Origin of the sequence: Bacillus sp. XT-2 (assembly GCF_025696525.1) — a bacterium.
Lineage (GTDB): Bacteria > Bacillota > Bacilli > Bacillales > Bacillaceae > Bacillus > Bacillus halotolerans.
This window is the reverse complement of the sequence record NZ_JAHVOC010000001.1, coordinates 178261-199010: the sequence shown is the minus strand read 5'-3', so window position 1 is coordinate 199010 and position 20750 is coordinate 178261. Positions and strand designations below refer to the sequence as shown.

The 20750-nt window shown below is 44.6% G+C and carries 17 protein-coding genes and 1 pseudogene; 3 read left to right on the top strand and 15 right to left on the bottom strand.

The genetic code is table 11. The features are described from left to right. Positions 1 to 102 precede the first annotated feature (102 nt). Positions 103 to 1125 (bottom strand): glyceraldehyde-3-phosphate dehydrogenase, encoded by a 1023-nt coding sequence (locus KXD37_RS01070; RefSeq protein ID WP_188323208.1) that lies wholly within the window; start codon positions 1123 to 1125, stop codon positions 103 to 105. A gap of 206 nt (positions 1126 to 1331) precedes the next feature. Next, complete coding sequence (locus tag KXD37_RS01065; protein ID WP_024122445.1) at positions 1332 to 1712, bottom strand: winged helix-turn-helix transcriptional regulator; 381 nt, start codon at positions 1710 to 1712, stop codon at positions 1332 to 1334. Between the two features lie 183 nt (positions 1713 to 1895). Here KXD37_RS01065 and KXD37_RS01060 point away from each other — a divergent pair, with 183 nt between their 5' ends. Together KXD37_RS01060 and KXD37_RS01055 are read left to right on the top strand one after the other, a co-directional pair. Then, the gene (locus KXD37_RS01060) at positions 1896 to 3086 is read left to right on the top strand and encodes an MFS transporter (protein WP_127696655.1); all 1191 of its coding nucleotides are present in this window, start codon (positions 1896 to 1898) and stop codon (positions 3084 to 3086) included. Positions 3087 to 3110: 24 nt separating this feature from the next. Next, a complete protein-coding gene (locus tag KXD37_RS01055; protein WP_106020247.1) occupies positions 3111 to 3953 on the top strand; it encodes an aldo/keto reductase in 843 nt (280 codons plus the stop codon). 35 nt (positions 3954 to 3988) lie between these two features. Here KXD37_RS01055 and coaE read toward each other — a convergent pair whose 3' ends face one another. The 10 genes and pseudogenes from coaE to KXD37_RS01005 all read right to left on the bottom strand — a co-directional run bounded on the left by coaE (position 3989) and on the right by KXD37_RS01005 (position 16148). Then, positions 3989 to 4582 carry a dephospho-CoA kinase gene (gene coaE, locus KXD37_RS01050; RefSeq protein WP_101860140.1) on the bottom strand — a complete coding sequence of 198 codons (594 nt, stop codon included), beginning with the start codon at positions 4580 to 4582 and terminating at the stop codon, positions 3989 to 3991. 15 nt (positions 4583 to 4597) lie between these two features. After that, positions 4598 to 5248 (bottom strand): annotated as a pseudogene (gene ytaF / locus KXD37_RS01045) (sporulation membrane protein YtaF); the annotation flags it as partial. 153 nt (positions 5249 to 5401) lie between these two features. After that, entirely contained in the window at positions 5402 to 6229 is an 828-nt protein-coding gene (gene mutM / locus KXD37_RS01040; RefSeq protein WP_024122451.1) for a DNA-formamidopyrimidine glycosylase, read from the bottom strand. 24 nt (positions 6230 to 6253) lie between these two features. Next, entirely contained in the window at positions 6254 to 8896 is a 2643-nt protein-coding gene (polA, locus tag KXD37_RS01035; protein ID WP_263463203.1) for a DNA polymerase I, read from the bottom strand. Positions 8897 to 9139: 243 nt separating this feature from the next. After that, a complete protein-coding gene (gene pnpS / locus KXD37_RS01030) occupies positions 9140 to 10879 on the bottom strand; it encodes a two-component system histidine kinase PnpS (RefSeq protein WP_106020250.1) in 1740 nt (579 codons plus the stop codon). Then, a complete protein-coding gene (gene phoP, locus KXD37_RS01025; RefSeq protein ID WP_010335269.1) occupies positions 10872 to 11594 on the bottom strand; it encodes a two-component system response regulator PhoP in 723 nt (240 codons plus the stop codon). Before phoP ends, pnpS begins: the two co-directional genes overlap by 8 nt. Positions 11595 to 11820: 226 nt before the next feature. Further along, positions 11821 to 12759, bottom strand: a complete 939-nt coding sequence (gene mdh, locus KXD37_RS01020) for a malate dehydrogenase (protein ID WP_101860137.1) — start codon at positions 12757 to 12759, stop codon at positions 11821 to 11823. 43 nt (positions 12760 to 12802) lie between these two features. Continuing rightward, on the bottom strand, positions 12803 to 14074 hold the full coding sequence (icd, locus tag KXD37_RS01015; protein ID WP_024122455.1) for an NADP-dependent isocitrate dehydrogenase: 1272 nt from the start codon (positions 14072 to 14074) through the stop codon (positions 12803 to 12805). Between the two features lie 160 nt (positions 14075 to 14234). Next, positions 14235 to 15353, bottom strand: a complete 1119-nt coding sequence (citZ, locus tag KXD37_RS01010; RefSeq protein ID WP_010335272.1) for a citrate synthase — start codon at positions 15351 to 15353, stop codon at positions 14235 to 14237. Between the two features lie 330 nt (positions 15354 to 15683). Beyond that, on the bottom strand, positions 15684 to 16148 hold the full coding sequence (locus KXD37_RS01005) for a DUF441 domain-containing protein (RefSeq protein ID WP_010335274.1): 465 nt from the start codon (positions 16146 to 16148) through the stop codon (positions 15684 to 15686). Between the two features lie 95 nt (positions 16149 to 16243). On the opposite strand from KXD37_RS01005, the gene ytvI reads away from it, so the two are divergent. Further along, positions 16244 to 17359 carry a sporulation integral membrane protein YtvI gene (ytvI, locus tag KXD37_RS01000; protein ID WP_106020251.1) on the top strand — a complete coding sequence of 372 codons (1116 nt, stop codon included), beginning with the start codon at positions 16244 to 16246 and terminating at the stop codon, positions 17357 to 17359. Positions 17360 to 17389: 30 nt separating this feature from the next. On the opposite strand, the gene KXD37_RS00995 is transcribed toward ytvI, so the two are convergent. The 3 genes from KXD37_RS00995 to pfkA form a co-directional block, all read right to left on the bottom strand. Further along, positions 17390 to 17773 (bottom strand): FxsA family protein, encoded by a 384-nt coding sequence (locus tag KXD37_RS00995; protein ID WP_106020252.1) that lies wholly within the window; start codon positions 17771 to 17773, stop codon positions 17390 to 17392. Between the two features lie 96 nt (positions 17774 to 17869). Next, complete coding sequence (gene pyk, locus KXD37_RS00990) at positions 17870 to 19627, bottom strand: pyruvate kinase (RefSeq protein WP_024122458.1); 1758 nt, start codon at positions 19625 to 19627, stop codon at positions 17870 to 17872. A 43-nt stretch (positions 19628 to 19670) separates the two neighbouring features. Next, positions 19671 to 20630 carry a 6-phosphofructokinase gene (pfkA, locus tag KXD37_RS00985; protein WP_024122459.1) on the bottom strand — a complete coding sequence of 320 codons (960 nt, stop codon included), beginning with the start codon at positions 20628 to 20630 and terminating at the stop codon, positions 19671 to 19673. Positions 20631 to 20750: the final 120 nt, after the last annotated feature.

The following is a 20750-nucleotide window of genomic DNA, read 5'->3' as shown; positions in this document are numbered from 1 at the left end:
CACGAAAAATAGTATACTGTGTTTAAGTCTAATTTGCAAGAAGCGTTTTTTCAGAAATATGCTGTTAAGGGTTTTTTCTTAAATTGTGTCCATGACCTTATTCTATACAGCAGATGGATGTTTCATTCGTGCCGCCACATGGCGGATGAGATCAACTACTCTGCATGAGTAGCCCCATTCATTGTCATACCATGCGAGAACCTTTACTTTCCTGTCTTCCATCACCATTGTCGTAAGCCCGTCAATAACCGCCGAATTCGGATTCGTATTATAATCTGTCGACACGAGCGGTTCATCCGAATAATCAAGCACTCCGTACATTGACGTTTTGGCAGCCTGTTTGAATGCTTCGTTTACCTCTTCTGCCGTTACATCCGTTTTCAAGTCGACAACAAGATCAACTAATGAGACGTTCGGTACAGGCACACGCAATGCGAGACCGTGAAGCTTTCCTTTCAGGTGAGGCAGAACAAGCGAAAGCGCCTTTGCCGCTCCTGTTGTCGTCGGAATGATGGATTCACCGCATGCCCGGGCGCGGCGCAAATCTTTGTGCGGATTATCAATATTTTTTTGATCATTCGTATAAGCGTGCACTGTCGTCATTAGACCGCTCTCAATGCCAAATTCATCATCTAGCACTTTCACAACCGGTGCAAGGCAATTTGTCGTGCATGACGCATTTGAAATAATGACGTGGCGTTCAGCATCAAATTGGTCTTCATTAACACCCATCACAATGGTAACGTCTTCATTTTTCCCCGGAGCGGTCAGAATGACTTTTTTCGCGCCCGCTTCAATATGTCCCATCGCTTTTTCTTTTGAATTAAACTTCCCTGTTGCTTCAACGACAATGTCAATATCATATTCCCGCCAAGGCAGCTGTTGCGGATCACGGCTGTTTAACAAGAGTACTTTTTTTCCATTCACAATCAGACTGTCTTCTCCAGCCTCAACCTCTTTGTCGTACCGTCTGTGATTTGTGTCATACTTTATTAAATGAGCCAGCGTTTCAGCCGAATAGCTGGCGTTAATAGCCACTACTTGAATTTGATCGTCTAACATTGCTTTTCTAAAGACCATTCTTCCGATTCTTCCAAACCCGTTTATCGCTACTTTTACCTTCACGTTGGTCACCCCTCATCAATTATGTCATTCTAAATTGTTGTCATCTGAAATTAGTATAACACATTAAAAAGAATTCGCCAGTACATATTGATAAAAATCAACGATTATAACGCTAATTTATGATGTATCATACGTTTTCTTGCACACAATATGAGGATAAAGAATCAAAAAAGCAGCCAGCGCTGCGCACTGCCTGCTTTATTTTCTTATGATTCCTGTTTCAATTTATCATTGAGCACACTTTCTTCTAATACAGAGAAAGTATCGCCGTATACCTTGTTGATATGATTTGCTCCCCAATCGCAGAGCATATCTAAAATGCCTTCTAAGCTGCGGCCGTATTCACTCAGTTCGTATTCCACTTTAGGAGGAACCTGATTGTACACGATACGGTTAATGACACCGTCAGCTTCCAGCTCACGCAGCTGCTGGGTCAGCATTTTTTGAGTGATATTCGGCATTAAACGCTTTAACTCACTTGTTCGTTTTTTTCCGTGTGTCAGGTGGCATAAAATCACGCATTTCCATTTCCCGCCTATTACTTCAAGAGTCGCTTCAACTGAAATGTTATATTTTTTCTTCTCCATGCGGTTCACTCTCCTTACAGGCACCAAAAAGTGACTATAGCACTTAAAAGTACTTACTTTTCTTTTTTGATGATATCTTTCATAATCACATTTGCCGGCTGAATTGAATCTGCTCTTTTATTTATATAGCTTGTTCGGCAGAATTTCAATCATACAACACATAACAGAAAAGGAGGAACTTGAATGACTTCAGCCAATAAAAGCAGCATTCCTGCACTTCTGGCTCTCGCCATTAGTGCATTCGCGATAGGGACAACTGAATTTATCAGCGTCGGCCTTTTGCCGTTAATATCTGATGATTTACACATTCCTGTAACAACAGCAGGATTGACCGTTTCGCTATACGCACTGGGTGTTACGTTCGGCGCGCCTATTTTAACGTCATTAACCTCAAGCATGTCACGAAAGACGCTATTGCTTTGGATCATGATCATTTTTATCGCCGGGAATACGATGGCCGCGTCGGCCTCAAGCATCGGGATTCTTTTAACAGCACGTGTGATATCCGCTTTTTCACACGGTGTGTTTATGTCGATCGGCTCGACGATCGCAGCTGATCTTGTCCCTGAAAATAAAAGGGCGAGTGCGATTTCCATTATGTTTACAGGACTCACCGTCGCAACAGTAACCGGAGTTCCTTTCGGCACGTTTATCGGCCAGCAGCTCGGCTGGCGGTTTGCCTTTATGGTTATTATCGCCGTCGGCATTATCGCTGTCATTGCAAATGGCATTCTTGTCCCTTCCAATTTACGAAAAGGGACGAAAACAACGATGCGGGATCAATTGAAGCTTGTGACAAACGGCCGTTTACTGCTTTTATTTGTCATAACAGCTTTAGGATACGGAGGAACATTTGTTGTGTTCACTTACCTGTCTCCCCTGCTTCAGGAAGTGACGGGCTTTAAGGCCGGCACTGTAGCCATTATCCTGCTCGTATACGGAATTGCCATTGCTATCGGAAATATGATTGGCGGAAAACTGTCCAATCGAAATCCGATCGCCGCGCTGTTTTATATGTTTATCGTACAGGCGCTTGTCCTGTTTACGTTAACATTTACGGCTCCTTATAAAATTGCTGGCCTCATTACGATTCTCTTTATGGGCTTGCTGGCCTTTATGAATGTGCCAGGCCTGCAAGTATATGTCGTCATGCTGGCTGAACGTTTTGTACCGAGCGCAGTAGATGTAGCATCCGCGATTAATATTGCAGCATTTAACGCAGGAATTGCCCTAGGATCTTTTTTGGGAGGCGTGATTACCGATTCCATCGGGCTGATTCATACCGCGTGGATTGGAGCTTTAATGGTAGCAGGAGCCGTCATCTTAACAGGCTGGAGCCGCCTTCTGGAAAAACAGGATCGGCAGGCAGCCTAACATTTCAATAAGGAGGAAACAAACATGACAACACATTTACAAGCAGCAGCAACACTTCATAACGGGGTGAAAATGCCGCGGTTCGGCCTCGGTGTATTCCAAGTGGAAGAAGGATCAGAACTCGTCAATGCGGTGAAAACCGCCATTGTTCAAGGTTACCGCAGTATTGATACTGCCGCAATCTACGGAAATGAAGCGGGAGTTGGGGAAGGCTTGCGGCAAGGAATTGAAGAAGCCGGCATCTCCAGAGAGGATCTATTTGTCACATCAAAAGTGTGGAATGCGGATTTAGGGTATGAGGAAACATTGGCGGCATTTGAAACAAGCCTGTCAAAACTCGGTTTGGAATATTTAGATCTATACCTCATTCACTGGCCTGTGGAAGGCAAATATAAAGAAGCTTGGAGAGCACTTGAAACACTGTATAAAGAAGGCCGTGTCAAAGCGATCGGAGTGAGCAATTTCCAAATCCACCACCTGAAGGATCTGCTGAAGGATGCTGAAATGAAGCCTATGATCAACCAAGTGGAATTCCACCCGCGCCTCACGCAAAAAGAGCTGATGGCTTATTGCAAGAAGCAAGGCATTCAAATGGAAGCATGGTCACCTTTAATGCAGGGACAATTGCTTGATCATCCCGAACTGACAGACATTGCAACATCATATAACAAATCAGTCGCGCAAATCATTTTACGCTGGGATTTACAGCACGGTGTCATCACCATTCCTAAATCAACAAAGGAACATCGAATTAAAGCGAACGCGAACATATTTGATTTTGAATTATCACAGGATGACATGAACCGAATTGATGCGTTAAATGAAAATCTGCGCGTCGGTCCTGATCCGGACAATTTTGATTTTTAATCACAAAAACACCGTTCATAATGAACGGTGTTTTGTTATGCCCAGCAGCTGAGAATTTCCTCAAGCTGCTGTTTTGTCTCTTCGAGTGTGCCGCTATTGTCTATTACGTTATCCGCTCTTGACACTTTTTCCTCTAATGGAATTTGGGAGCGGATCCGGCTAAGCGCTTCTTCCTCCGTTAATTGGTTGCGCTTGGTCAGGCGTTCAAGCTGAAGCTCTTTTGTCACACTGACCACAATAATTTTATCCACTAAAGACTCCAATTTGCTTTCGAACAAAAGCGGGATATCTAATACTACAAATGTCTCCTGATTTGCAATGGACTCATTACGCCGCTTGAGCATTTCCTCTCTGACCGCAGGATGAACAATTGAATTCAAAGCAAGACGCTTCTGTTCATTTGTAAAGACCAGCGCCCCAAGCTTTCTTCTGTCTATATCACCATTTTCGAGCAGAATGTCTTCACCAAATTCGTCAATGATCTGCCGGTAGGCCGGCATCCCTTTTTCTACCGCTTGTTTTGCAATGATATCCGCATCTATGACAGTGATTCCTTTATCTATCAGCATATTGGCAACCGTACTTTTGCCGCTTGCTATTCCTCCCGTTAAACCAATGACTAAGGTCAAGAGATCCACTCCTTTTTACAATTTCCAGAGCCCGATCGTGATCAGCAGAAGCCCCGGCAAAAACGCCATTTTATCGATCCATCTCCATTTAGACAGAATATGGCCGGCATTGATGCCGACTGACACAAACAGCGAACTCATAATCGCGACGGTTATGCTCATCGCAATGGGAGAAAAACCGAGAATGGCAGCTCCCATACCTGCTCCGAAGGCATCAATCGACAGGGCGAATCCCAATAACACCGCTTCAATCCCATTAATCACACCAGATTTGTCGATATCCGCACTCATCGGTTTTCTCAAAATGTGGATCACAATGCCCAATGACCGAACCTCTAAATTAAGCAGCGTTTTTTCATGCAATAAGTAGTCTTTGTCTTTTGCCGGCCTGAAAAATTGATATAAAACCCACACGCCGATTCCAACCAATATTAACCCGCCGAGCTTCTCAGTCACATACACGGGAAAAAACTTGGTGAGAAAGCTTCCGATCAGCATGGATATAAACATAACAGTGCCGGAACAGAAGGCAATGACAATTATGGCTTTTAGCGGTATCTTCATTTTTCGCAATCCATACGTAAATCCGACTGAAAAACTGTCCAAGCTGACAGCTAACGCCAGCAGCAGTATAGAAACCATTTGCATATCCGTTTCTTCCTTTCTGTTGGTGCTCTTGTATCAGATGTTAAATGCCCGGAGATTCATCACAATCATGTATATGGAAAAGTGAAAAATCCGTGTTTCCGAAAAACGGCACTTCCTCTATTACAGAGTTACTGATATATGCACCGACAGCTTGGACGATGAAGCATTCCTCTATTTTTTCTGGCACTTGGCGCAAAAATGTGTGCCTCTGCCTCCGACGACAATTTTGGTAATCATGGTGCCGCAATTTTTGCAGGGCTCATCTTTTTTCCCGTACACAAAATGCTGCAGCTGAAACATTCCGATTTCTCCTTGGGAATTGATATACGACCGGACAGTGCTTCCACCGGCATCAATCGCTTCCTGAAGGGTATTTTTAATTTCAGCATGAAGTTTTTTGATTTTTTTATCTGATAGCTGGTTTGCCTTTGTCTCGGGATGGACGCCCGCTCTGAACAGAGCCTCGTCCACATAAATGTTCCCGAGTCCGACGACCGTTTTCTGATCCAGAAGAGCGGTTTTGACAGCTCGGTTTGTTTTCGCGAGCCGTGCTTTCAAATACGCACTCGTAAATTCTTCTGCATCCGGTTCGGGTCCGAGCTGAGAAAGCGGCAGCTCTCCTGCTTCCTCTCCCGGTTTAAATAAATGCATGGTTCCGAATTTCCGAACGTCCCTGTAACGCAGCTGGGTTCCGTCCGTCATCGTAAATATGACATGCACGTGTTTATCGTCCGGCTCCTCCTCTTGGTGAAGCCCGTACTTTCCTTCCATACGAAGGTGGGAGACCATGACATAATGATCCAAGTTAAACAGTAAAAACTTTCCCCGTCTTCCGATGGACTGGATGGTTTCTCCTGCTAAGTTTCGCGCAAATTCCTCCGGTTCGGCAGGCCGTTTGATGATATTCGGCCATCTGATCTCTACCGATTTGATTGTTTTTCCTCTTACAAGCCCGGTCAGAGTGCGCCGGACGGTTTCAACCTCTGGTAATTCCGGCACATCCATCACTTCCTTTTTCTCTGTTTATTTCGCATCGTACCAGGATGGGCCTGAAGCAAAGTCCACTTTTAACGGCACATCTAATGCTAGCGCATGCTCCATCACTTCTGGAACAAGCTTTTCAAGTATTTCAATTTCTTCCTTCGGTGCTTCAAAAATCAATTCATCGTGTACTTGCAGCAGCAATCTTGTCTTCAGCTGCTTTTCTTTCAGCTTGGCTGCCATATCAATCATGGCTTTTTTAATAATATCCGCGGCACTTCCTTGAATCGGCGTATTCATTGCCGTCCGCTCCGCAAAGCTGCGGATATTAAAGTTTCGGCTCGTCAATTCAGGGATGTAGCGGCGGCGATGCAGCAGCGTGGTTACGTAGCCTTTTTGCTTCGCGTCCTGCACTGAGTCCTCCATATACGCCTTGACGCCCTGGAAACTTTCCAAATATCGGTCGATGAATGCCCCGGCTTCTTTCCGCGTAATGCCGAGATTCTGTGAAAGCCCGTAATCACTGATGCCGTATACGATTCCGAAGTTGACCGCTTTCGCCTGGCGTCTCATCGCCGATGTCACTTCATCCTCAGCGACATGGAACACATCCATTGCTGTTTTTGTATGAATATCCATGTCGTTTGTAAAGGCTTCGATCAAATTTTCATCCTTTGAAATGTGGGCAAGCACCCGCAGCTCGATTTGCGAGTAATCAGCCGCAAAAATGAGCCAGTCTTTTTCAGACGGAACAAAGGCCTGGCGGATCTTGCGCCCTTCCTCAAGCCTGATCGGTATGTTTTGCAGGTTCGGATCGGTCGAGCTGAGGCGCCCTGTTTGCGTTAAGGCTTGGTTAAAGCGCGTATGCACCTTGTGTGTATCTTTTCTTGTCACCTTTAAAAGCCCTTCGATGTATGTCGATTGCAGCTTCCCGATTTGTCTGTACTGCAAAATATAGTCAACAATATCATGTTTGTCAGCCAGCTTTTCAAGCACATCAGCAGACGTTGAATAGCCTGTTTTCGTTTTCTTCACAACTGGCAGGCCGATCTTTTCAAACAGGATGACGCCGAGCTGTTTAGGAGAATTGATATTAAACGACTCTCCCGCAATATCATGAATTTTTTCTTCATATTCCTTCAGCTTGGCGCCCAGTTCTTCTCCCATTCGTTTTAAGCGGTCAACATCAACCTTTACGCCGGTTGACTCCATTTCTCCGAGAATAAGCGCCAGCGGCATTTCCAGCTCCTCAAACAATTCAAGCTGATCGTTGTTCTCCAGCTCCTGAACGAGCTTTTCCCGGAGGCTTTGAATGGCTAAAGCCTTTCTGACGAGATGCTCAGACAGTTCGACTTCTGCCGGCACTGCGCGTTTTGCTCCCTTGCCGTAAACTGATTCATCGCTTGAAACGATATGCAAGCCGTAATCCTTAGCCACACTGGCAACGTCGTCATACGAATTGCCCGGATTAATGATATAAGCGGCAAGAAGCGTATCAAACTCCGCACCTTTCAGCTCAATGCCCTGCCAGCGCAAAGCCACGACAGCCCGCTTGCTGTCAAAGACCCATTTTTTCTGATCGTCATTTTCCACCCATTCTTTAAACACAGCAGACTCGACAGCAACGTCTTTTGGAATAAAGTAGGCTCCCGTTTCGTTCACTATCGAAAAACCGAGAATCGGCACTTCATGATAATTATCACCAATCTGTTCAACGACAAATGCAGATGGAGAAACCAATATATCGCTAGTCACGTCGGTGACTGTTTTGACATCAATTTCTTCTAACGACTGATCCTGCTCCGCCTCTACACCGTCTTCCCCGAGCCGTTCAAGAAGCGTATTGAACCCAAGGTCCTTAAAGATGGCAATGACCTGTTCACGATTAAAGCCTTGATATTCCAGACCCGAAACGGACACCTCAATCGGCGCATCGGTCATAATCGTCGCCAATTCCTTGCTCATCAAAGCCTGATCCTTAAATTCTTCCAGCTTTTCCTTGAGTTTTTTTCCGCTTACCTCATCAATTGATTCGAGCAGCTTTTCAACAGAATGGAATTGCTTTAACAGCTTAATCGCGGTTTTTTCCCCGACACCAGGCACACCCGGGATGTTGTCAGAAGAATCCCCCATTAAACCCTTCATATCAATAATTTGGTCAGGCGTGAGCCCGTATTTCTCCTGGACATGCTCTGGTGTGTAAAACTCAACATCGGTAATTCCTTTTCTCGTAATGGCAACCGTCGTCTGATCTGTTGCCAGCTGTGTTAAATCCTTATCGCCCGAGAAAACCTTTACCTCAAAGCCGTCTTTTTCAGCCGATTTGGCGAGTGTGCCGATAATGTCGTCAGCTTCGTATTGTTCCAGTTCGTAACGGCTGATTTGATAGGCATCAAGCAGCTCGCGGATAAACGGCATTTGTTCTGAAAGCTCAGGCGGGGTTTTCTGTCTTCCGCCTTTATACTCTTTAAATGTGCCGTGACGAAACGTCGTTTTCCCGGCATCAAACGCAACCAGCATATGCGTCGGCTTTTCATCCTCAAGCATTTTCATCAAAATCATCGCAAAACCGTAAACCGCATTTGTATGAATTCCTTTATCATTGCTTAACAGCGGCAATGCGAAAAACGCCCGGTAAGCCAGACTGTTTCCGTCTACAAGCACTAATTTTTTTCGTTCCGTCATTCAATATCCTCCTAAGAAGCAGCAGCTTCCATTCATCTCATAATAATAGTCTTTAGCTTCTCTTATTTTAACAAAGTTCAATTTGAAAGGAAAATACGCGAACCGATGAGAACACACAAAAAAGGACGGGAACACAAAAAGGTTCCCGCCGTCAAAATTGGCTCCTTGGATGAAGGGGTTCTACTACATCCTACCAGCATAGGTTTAACAGTGCATGAAGATATTGTTAAAGCTTTGTAAACATTAAACAGGCTTTTCAGCAGCCCGCTTCAGCGTCACTGTAAACACAGTGCCTCTGCCCGGCTCGCTTGTCACATCGATTTTGCCTTCATGAGCCTCTATTAAATGCTTTACAATCGCAAGACCGAGACCGGTCCCGCCTGAGTTTCTGCTTCTGTCTTTATCAACGCGGTAAAACCGTTCAAAGATGCGGGAAATTTCTTCTTTCTGGATGCCAATCCCGGTATCGGAAACTTCAATTTGAATCTCTGTTTCTCCCGGTTTGACATTGATAGCTACCGAACCCTTCTCCGGTGTATAGGTTAATGCATTGTTTACGAGATTCAAAAACACCTGTTTCAGCCGGTGCGGGTCGCCCGCTACATAGAGAGGGTCTTTCGGAACGTTCAGCTGTAAAGAGATACCTCTCTCCGTCGCTTTATGCTTAAGCAGCGTTTCAATATCAGCCAGCATTTTTGCTGCATCGAACGTTTCGATGCTGAGCGTAAAGTTTTGCTGCTCAATCTTAGAAAGATCAAGCAAATCCTGCACCAATGACTGAAGCCTTTTGCTTTCCTTTAAAATAATCGAGAGAAATTCTGAAAGCGCCTCTTTATCCTCCATTGCCCCGTCTAATAGCGTTTCCGTAAACCCTTTGATCGATGTAATCGGCGTTTTCAGCTCGTGGGAAACATTGGCCACAAAATCTTTTCTCATCTGCTCTAATTTTTTCGTTTCTGTCATGTCATGAAAAACGAGCACAATCCCTTTCCATTCATCATCCGGCCCCATAATAGGAACGCCGTCCACTTCAAAATAACGCCTTTCAATTTTGATTGGAAGCCTTAATAGCTTGCATTTCTTCGTCTCAGTCATAAAAATCTCTTCGACAAGCTGGATCACTTCTTCATGTTCAAATGCATCATGGTAAAGACGGCGCAGCATCTGATTCGGATTGACATGAAACTGCTTCGCGTAAGACCTGTTGACGAGATTGATAAAGCCTCTTCCATCAATCATAATCAGCCCGGAGCCGATGTTTTCAATGACAGTCAGCAGGCGGTCGCGCTGCATTTCCTGCGTCCTCGTCATTTCCATCAGATCAACGGCAAGGCTGTTCATGGCCCGGCCAAGCTTGTCAGAACGCCTGATATAACCGCCGTATGTACGGGCATCGTAATTCCCCTTGGACAGCTCTGTTGCCATGTTTGTGGCTGCTTCAATAGATCTTTTGTAGCGAGAGGTCATATTAGAATAAAAGAAAACAATAATAATAAAAGCGGTACAAAGACTGGCCGTCAGCATGCCCCACATCTCGCCATTCAGACCCGAGCTTTCTTCACGGGAAGTAAGCAGCACATACCCCGTTTTTTCGCCTTTGCTCCTAAGCGAAAGCCCATAATAAAGCATGTTCTCCTCTTTCGCGAGAACTCCCTCATGACCGGAGACAAGCGCCTGAATCTGTGAAGAATCCGCCGCGCTGCCGTCAGACCCGTACAGCACCTTTCCTTCTGTATCGATCACGGACGCTTCTACATCAAGCGCACTGCCTGCATCTTTAATGACTTTCTCATTTGCCTGGTCATTCAGATTGCCGGCATCAAGCAGCGAAGCCATGTATTTGGCTTCCTTTTCAATGTGTTCCTCCGATTTTTTTTGATCAGAAGATTCAAAGAGCTGCTGTAAAAACAGCCCGAGTACACTAAACACCACAATCATACAGACAACGAGCACAGAAAAAAGGCGCACACGATATTTAATCATTCATTTTTGGCTCCTCCAATTTATACCCCAATCCCCTAATGGTTTTAATATAGATCGGTTTTTTTGTATTCGTTTCAATTTTGTCTCGAAGATGACTGATATGCACATCAACAATTCTCGTATCTCCGGCAAAATCGTAGTTCCAGACAGCACTTAAAAGCAAATCTCTCGTCAGCACTCTGCCTTTATGTCTGCCTAAATACAAAAGCAGCTCAAATTCTTTCGGTGTCAGCTCAAGCTGATTTTCTTTAAAATAAGCTTCATAATGATCGGGCAGAATCTTCAAATCGCCGATAACAATTTGTCCTTCTGTTTCCTCGTTTTTCATATCATTAGAGGGCGCAGCCATTTCAGAACGCCTTAAAATAGCTTTTACTCTTGCATTGACTTCTCGAGGGCTGAACGGCTTGGTCATATAATCATCAGCACCAAGCTCAAGCCCTAATACTTTGTCAAATTCTTCATCCTTCGCTGTCAGCATCAAAATAGGAAACATGAGTTTTTGCTGTCTCAGCTGCTTGCATACTTCAATTCCATCCAGCTTTGGAAGCATCACATCAAGCACAATTAAATCAGGATTTTCTGTTTCCGCCCTTTTGAGTGCTTCTTCTCCATCCGAAGCAGTAATAACCTCATAGCCTGATCGCTCCAAATTGTACTGCAAAAGTGTAACGATAGATTCTTCATCATCCACAACTAAAATTTTCTTGTTCATGCTGTGCCTCCAGTATCTTAATTCCCCGACATCCTATTTCTCTATTTTATGTCATCTTACCATGTTTCATGATTTTATTTTAACGAAAGCCGGACATTCCGACAATTCGCCTTTTACATCATTTTAAAAGAAAAATACAAGAGGCAGCTGAGGAATATAAGGAAGCGCTTTCATTTTGTAATAAAAAGAGAAAGGCTTCGATTAAACCAGCCTTTCTCTTTTTATTTTAGGATAATACTTTCATCACATTTTTGACAGATTCAACTGATTTATTCAGCTGTTCTTTCTCGTATTCTGTCAATTCAAGCTCAATGATTTGTTCAAGCCCGTTTCCGCCGACAATTGTAGGAACACCAAGGTAGATGCCTTCATAGCCGTATTCTCCTTCAAGATAAGCAATTGTAGGAAGGACGCGGCGCTGATCTTTTAAGATTGCTTCGATCATTTCTGTCAGTGAAGCCGCAGGCGCATAATACGCGCTTCCGTTTCCTAAGAGATTCACGATCTCGCCGCCGCCTTTTCTTGTGCGCTCCACAATCGCGTCAATCCGGTCTTTTGGAATGAGGGTTTCAAGCGGGATACCGCCAGCATAAGAATAACGTACAAGCGGCACCATATCGTCACCGTGTCCGCCGAGAACAAAACCAGTCACATCTTTCACTGACAAGTTTAATTCCTCCGCCACAAACGTTCTGAATCTTGCCGTATCAAGCACACCTGATTGGCCGATCACGCGCTCTTTCGGGAAGCCAGACTCTTTGTATACTGCGTATGTCATTGCATCAACAGGGTTTGTCAAAACCACAATGATAGAGTCAGGAGAATATTTCACGATTTCTCGTGTGACGCTTCTCATAATTTTTTCGTTTGTAGAGACTAGATCATCCCTGCTCATACCAGGTTTTCTTGCAATACCGGCTGTAATGACAACAATGTCAGAATCCGCCGTATCCTCATAATTAGATGTACCCGTAATTTTCGCGTCAAAGCCTTGAACCGGGCTGGCTTCCAGCATATCAAGGGCTTTTCCTTTCGTAGGGTTCTCCAATTGCGGGATATCAACGAGAACAACGTCCGCCAGCTCTTTTTGAGCGGTTAAGAAAGCTGTTGTCGCTCCGGTAAAACCTGCTCCGATAACAGAAACTTTTTTACGAGTATTTCCCATGTCTCTCTTCTCCTTTATGGCTAATTTTAGGCTGTTTCCTTGCTTAGTCCATGTTTTTAATCAGTTCTTCTCCGAACTCTGAACATTTAACTTCAGTCGCGCCGTCCATTAATCTGGCAAAATCGTAAGTTACGACTTTAGAAGCGATTGTTTTTTCCATAGATTTAATGATTAAATCAGCCGCTTCATTCCATCCTAAATGCTCAAGCAGCAGCACACCTGAAAGAATAACTGAAGATGGGTTTACTTTATCAAGTCCGGCGTATTTAGGAGCCGTTCCGTGTGTCGCCTCGAAAATCGCATGTCCTGTTTCGTAGTTGATATTCGCCCCAGGAGCAATACCGATTCCGCCTACTTGCGCCGCAAGAGCGTCAGAAATATAGTCTCCGTTAAGGTTCATTGTTGCAACAACATCAAATTCGCTTGGACGTGTCAGAATCTGCTGAAGGAAAATATCAGCAATGCTGTCTTTGATAATGATTTTGCCTGCTGCTTCTGCTTCGCTTTGCGCTTTATTAGCGGCGTCTTTTCCGTCTTTTTCAGCAATGCGGTCATATTCAGCCCATGTGAAGACTTTTTCGCCGTATTCTCTCTCTGCAAGCTCATAGCCCCAGTTTTTGAAGGCGCCTTCCGTGAACTTCATGATGTTTCCTTTGTGTACAAGCGTTACAGACTTGCGGCCGTGCTCAATCGCATATTCAATTGCCGCTCTGACCAGACGGCTTGTTCCTTCTTCAGAAACAGGCTTAATGCCGATACCTGATGTTTCAGGGAAACGGATTTTGTTGACATTCAATTCATTTTGCAGGAAGCTGATAAGCTTTTGCACTTCTTCAGAGCCTTTTGCGTACTCGATGCCTGCGTAAATATCTTCTGTATTTTCACGGAAGATGACCATGTCAGTATCCTCAGGGCGTTTTACCGGTGACGGCACTCCAGTAAAATATCTTACCGGTCTCAAGCAAACGAATAGGTCAAGCTCTTGTCTGAGCGCTACGTTCAAAGAACGGATACCGCCGCCGACAGGTGTCGTTAACGGGCCTTTAATCGCGATGAAATATTCGCGGATGACATCTAATGTTTCAGCAGGAAGCCACTCACCTGTTTTATTATAAGCCTTTTCTCCGGCATAAACTTCTTTCCACGTAATTTTCTTTTCACCTTTATATGCTTTTTCTACTGCGGCTTCCAAAACTTTTGAAGCCGCATTCCAAATATCAGGACCGGTTCCGTCTCCTTCAATAAAAGGGATAATCGGGTTGTTTGGTACGTTTAATACTCCGTTAGAGACTGTAATTTTTTCACCTTGTGCCACAATAAAAACCTCCCAGTATGTAATTCATATTTAGAAAACATTTTATTTTTCTTATATAGAAAACAAAATGATTTTTCTTAACATTCTAAAGTGTAAACCATCTTTGATGTTCTGAACAAGAGGCTAACTTCATTAACATAAGCCAGCCTCCCATGGTTCTTTAGGCTCTTTCTTCAATCGGAACAAAAGTTTGTTTGTCAGGGCCTGTGTAATCTGCACGCGGGCGGATCAGGCGGTTATTGTCATACTGCTCAAGGATATGAGCGAGCCAGCCGGACATTCTGCTTACAGCAAAAATCGGTGTGAACAGGTCATGGTCTATTCCGAGGCTGTGATAAACAGAAGCGGAATAGAAATCAACGTTAGGCGGAAGCTTTTTTTCTGATGTCACGATTTCTTCGATGCGAATCGACATGTCATACCATTTGCTTTCGCCGGTCAGGTTGGTCAGACGTTTGCTCATTTCTTTTAAATGTTTGGCGCGCGGATCGCCATGCTTATAAACGCGATGGCCGAATCCCATTATTTTTTCTTTCTTTTCCATCTTGGCGCGAACGAAAGGCTCGACATTCTCCACTTCGCCGATCTCTGTCAGCATTTTCATGACGCCTTCGTTTGCACCGCCGTGAAGCGGGCCCTTCAGTGCGCCGATCGCTGCAGTGATTCCTGAGTAGATATCCGAAAGTGTTGCCACACAGACCCTTGCTGTAAACGTTGACGCGTTCAGCTCGTGATCGGCATGTAAAATCAGTGCTTTATTGAAGGCTTCAACCTCAATCGGCGAAGGCTCTTCTCCATTTAATGTGTAGAGAAAATTCTCGGCAATGCCGTAGTCTTCTCTTGGCTCAACGGGTTCAAGACCCTTGCGGATTCTGGAAAACGCTGCAACCAGACCAGGCACCTTTGCCTGAAGGCGGATCGCCTTTCTGTAGTTGGCTTCCGGGTTCATGGTATCAGCCTCGCTGTCAAGCAGGCCTAGTAAAGAAATCGCTGTCCGAAGAGCAGCCATGGGATGAACATTTTCGAGGGAATAAGATTTGAAGTGCTCAATAATTTCTTGCGGAACGGCAGCTTCTTTTGCTAACTGCTGTTTTAACTCATCAAGCTCTTTTTTGTTTGGCAGCCTTAAGTGCCAAAGCAAGTAAATGATTTCTTCAAAGCTCGCATTCTCTGTCAAATCATCGATATCATACCCCACATATGTAAGGGTATCATCAATAATCGAACTAACAGATGATGTTGTTGCTACAACCCCTTCAAGACCGCGTGTCGCTGTCATATATAACATCTCCTTTTCAATAAATTTCCCCTTTAAGAGTGTTGTAAAAACATGAGGCTAACTTAAAAAGCATGTTGTAAGTATTTCTCCCCCCAAAAGAAAATGCTTACATTTTACTGCCTGCTGGTGCTGAAACCCTTTGCTTATGAAAGAACATAACAAATTCTTATAAGCTTTTTTAAGTTTGTGCCTATTCCTATTATAAACAATAATCAGACATTTGTTAAATGTTTACCTATAATTTTTTTTTTCATTCTATGATTTTCCCGAAAAAACGCCTTTATTTGCGGTTTTTTGGCATTAAAAAAAAGCGGCAGCAAGCCGCTTTTTTCATGAAGTGAACAGTTTTACGAGCTGCATCGCGATATAAGCAATCCCCGCTCCGATCAGCGGACCCACTGCGACTCCGCCGAAAAGCGCGACAGCGAGAATGGTACCGATGACAAGAGCAGTGGTGATGTGAGGATCGTTTTCCAACAGGGTCAGGCCATTTTTGGCAATCAGCGCAACGGCAATTCCCGCCCCCAATGCAATCCATGCGTAAGAAGAACGCATTGCCTCACCAAGCTGTTTAAATCCAATCTCTCCTGTGGCGATTGGAACAAGAACAGCAATTGTGATGACGGTCACGCCCCAGTTGATGCCTTTTGACTGGATAGTCGGGAAAAATTTTTGGTCAAGTCCCACGATTTTAATGATCAAAAGGACGGATACAGCAAAAAGCAGCGATTGATTTTTTGCGATAAGTGCAATAGCCAAGAGTAATATTAAAAATAAATTCGCTTGTGTAAACACGCGTCATCCCTCCTTTAAGATGAATGTATTCATATACAGCCGTACCGTGAATAAACATAACAATAGGACATGCTGACGAGAGGAGGAGCGTTTTTGTGAATCAATCCTATATCACTATTTTTTTCCGAACCCTCTTTGTCGTGTCGCTTACAGCCGGATCAGCAGCCGCTGTTTATTATTCGTTTCCGTTAACATATCCGTTCCTCATTGCCCTTATTCTTTCAACAGCGATTCACCCTGTTGTAGACTACTTGGACAAGGTGACCGGATTCCCGCGAACTTTAAATGTCATCGGCGTGCTTGCCTTTTTTCTGCTCGCGGCGTTCGGTGTGCTGACCATTGTGATAGCAGAAATCGTAACAGGGACTGCATATCTTGCAAAAACCCTTCCCCCGCATATCAGCACATTTATCTCTTATTGTGAAAAACTGTTTACCACTCATATCCAGCCGCTCTATCACGAACTGACCGTTTTATTTCATGAATTGGAGACCAACCAGCAGGCTTCCATCGTCACTCACATTCAGACACTTGGAGATTCCGCTGCCAAAAACGCAGGACTGCTGCTGTCTCACATTCTTGAAATGATCCCGAAGTTTTTCGCGCTGCTTCCGAATACCGCGGCTGTTTTGATATTTTCACTTCTTGCTACATTTTTCATGACAAAGGATTGGCACAAGCTGAAAGCGATGCTCGCTTCAGTGCTGCCGGATCGAATAACAGCAAACGGAAAGGCGATCAGCAGCGAGTTAAAAAAAGCAATGACCGGTTTCATTAAAGCGCAGGCTGTTCTTGTATTCCTTACGATGGTCATTGTATTCATCGGTCTTTCTCTCTTAAAGGTTGAGCATGCAGCAACGATTGCTTTTTTAATCGGGCTAGTCGACCTTCTCCCTTATTTAGGAGCAGGATCCGTCTTCGTGCCGTGGATTTTGTATTTATCGATTACAGGCCAGCTTCCTCAAGCAATTGGAATTGGTGTGCTGTACCTTATCGTACTCGTTCAGCGGCAGCTGACAGAGCCGAAAATATTAAGTAAATCAATCGGAATCGATCCGCTGGCAACACTCATTGCCCTCTTTGCCGGCTTTAAATTGTTCGGATTTTTAGGACTGATTGCCGGTCCTGCCGTTCTCGTCGTCATCCAGGCTTTTATTACAACAGGTGCCTTAAAGGAAATATGGTCCTACATCACTGTCCAGCAAAAATAAAACAGCAGCCCATAATGCAGGCTGCCGTTTTTATTTTATAATGATCCGCTTGTTCTTCGACATGCCTCTCAGCCATTTGAACAGGATCGGCTTACACCAGCTGCGGGTGAACGGGATAAGCAGGCATGCGCCGGCCAGGTCTGATAAAAAGCCTGGCAGCATCAGCAAAAGGCCGCCAATAAAGATGCACAGGCCGTCAGCAATCGCTTCACCAGGCATCTTTCCGTATTGAAGGTCACGCTGAACCTTGAAGTAAACTTCAGTTCCTTGTTTTTTGGCAGCTGCTGCCCCAATGATCCCGGTCAGAATCATCAAAAGAACCGTCGGAAGAATACCGATCAGCTTGCCCGTAAATAGAAATATGCCGATTTCAATTGCCGGAAACACAATAAAAAGCAAAAATAAAAACCTCATCTCCAGCCCCCCACATGTGTAAAACGCCTTCGTTCAAAAATAGTGACAAATAGAGAAAAGGAAGGGAATACGCTCCCTTCCCATTTTCAGATGTGATTAAAGTACACTTGCACGGCCTTGGTAGACTGCCCCTCTAGAAGCGTCAACCGTAATATCCTGGCCTTCTGTCAAAATGGATGTCGCATTTTCCAAACCAACAATAACCGGAATGCCGAGGCTTAATCCGACTACTGCAGCATGGCTTGTCAAGCCGCCCTCTTCTGTAATAAGAGCAGACGCTTTTTCAAGAGACGCGATCATGTCACGGTCAGTGCTAGTTGTAACCAAAACCGCGCCGTCAGTCATTTTTTGTTCGGCTTCTTTCGCGTTTTGCGCAATGACAACCGGACCGTAAGCTGATTTGCGGCCGATACCTTGGCCTTTAGCAATGATATTGCCGACAGTATGAACTTTCATCAAATTCGTTGTTCCTGACTCGCCGACAGTGCCTGCTGTAATGACGATCAGGTCACCATTTTTTACAATTCCGCTGTGTAATGATTTTTGCACAGCGTCTTCCAGCATCTCATCAGTTGAGCTTGCATTTTGACCGCTTTCTGCGAAAACGCCGGATACAAGAGCGAGTTTTCTGGAAACAGAATCATTTACAGTCACAGCGACAATCGGTGCCTGCGGGCGGTATTTTGCAATCATACGCGCTGTATGGCCGCTTTCAGTCGGCGTTACAATCGCAGTAGCATTCAAGTTAATGGCTGTATGTGCAACAGATTGGCCGATTGCATCAGTAATCGTCATGCCTACTTGGTCTCTGCGCTTTGAAAGAATCTCTTTGTAATTCAGCGCCTCTTCAGAACGGGATGCGATGTTGTGCATCGTTTGAACCGCTTCAACCGGGTAGTTTCCGGCAGCTGTTTCACCAGAAAGCATGATCGCATCTGTGCCGTCGAAAATTGCGTTTGCGACGTCACTCGCTTCCGCACGAGTCGGACGCGGGTTGCGCTGCATGCTGTCAAGCATTTGTGTCGCTGTAATAACCGGTTTGCCCAGTGCGTTGCATTTTTTAATCAGGTCTTTTTGCACGAGCGGCACTTCTTCAGCCGGGATTTCCACACCTAAGTCTCCGCGCGCAACCATTAAGCCGTCAGACACTTCGAGAATAGAATCGATGTTGTCTACGCCTTCTTGGTTTTCAATTTTAGGGATAATTTGAATATCCTGAGCATTATGCTCCTCAAGAAGTTCACGGATTTCAAGCACGTCAGTAGAACGGCGTACAAAAGACGCAGCGATGAAATCTACCCCTTGCTCAATACCGAAAACGATATCTCTCGCGTCTTTCTCAGTAATACCAGGAAGGTTGACGCTGACACCCGGCACGTTAACGCCTTTTTTGTTTTTCAGTGTTCCGTTGTTTAGTACTTTTGTTTTGATTTCGCGTTTAGCGGCATTCACTTCAAGGACTTCAAGACCGATAAGCCCGTCATCTAAAAGAATCGTTGAGCCTTTTTCAACGTCCTCTACTAAACCTTCATATGTTACTGAAATCTTATCAGTTGTTCCAACTACCTCGTCCATTGAAACGATAAGCTCTTTGCCTGTTTCAAGCTCAATAGCACCGTTTTCCATAGTATGTGTACGGATTTCAGGGCCTTTTGTATCAAGCAGGATTCCGACGTTTTTGCCGAGCTTTTTGCTCGCTTCGCGGATATTTTTAATACGTGCTCCGTGCTCCTCAAAATCTCCGTGAGAAAAATTCAAACGAGCCACATTCATTCCTGACTCCATTAATTTCGTAAGCATTTCAATACTTTCACTTGCCGGACCGATGGTACAAACAATTTTTGTTTTTCTCAATTCGTTCACTTCCTTCTGAAATCTTCAGCCTTCTGCTGCATTCTTAAATAGACAATTCTTTTGAAAGCTGATACATGTTTTGCTCAACTGTGTGTTTTTGATCCAGTATTTCTATAATATCATGGTCTACAAGCTTATTGTTTTGTATACCTACACAGCGTCCGCCTTTTCCTTCAAGCAGCAGTTCAACCGCATACGCGCCAAGTCGGCTTGCCAGAACACGGTCAGCAGCACTTGGGGAACCGCCGCGCTGGATATGGCCTAATACAGATACCCTAGTTTCAAGATTTGTTTCTTCTTCAATGCGTTTCCCGAATTCAACACCGCTGCCTACCCCTTCGGCAACGATAATAATACTGTGTTTCTTCCCGCGCTCATGACCGCGTTTTAGCCGGGCAATGATTTCGTGCATGTCGTAATCAGCCTCAGGGATCAAGATTGATTCCGCACCGCCTGCAAGTCCGGCCCATAATGCAATATCGCCGGCGTGGCGGCCCATCACTTCGATCACATATGTACGTTCATGAGAAGTCGCTGTATCACGAATCTTATCAATTGCGTCAATTACTGTATTTAAAGCTGTGTCGAAACCGATTGTAAAATCAGTACCCGGAATGTCATTATCAATTGTACCCGGTACACCTACACATGGAAACCCGTGCTCCGTTAATTTCTTCGCCCCCATGTATGAGCCGTCTCCGCCGATAACGACAAGCCCTTCGATACCCAGCTTCTTCAAGTTTTCGATCCCTTTTTCACGGCCTTCAACCGTTTTGAATTCAGGACATCTTGCTGTATAAAGCTTTGTTCCACCTCGATGAATAATATCACCTACAGAACCGAGCTCTAGCTTTTCAATCTTTCCGCTGATCAATCCTGAGTATCCGTTATAAATGCCGTAAACTTCAACGTCATGATAAATCGCTTTTCTGACAACTGCGCGAACTGCTGCATTCATTCCCGGGGAATCCCCGCCGCTCGTCAATACCCCTATACGTTTCATTCTCCATTCACCTCAGCAAACATATATGATTAAAACATAACATGATCATTGCCCTAAAAACAATGAAAAGGGATCTCCATCCTCCCTATGAAACCTTACCTATTATACAATTAAATAAAT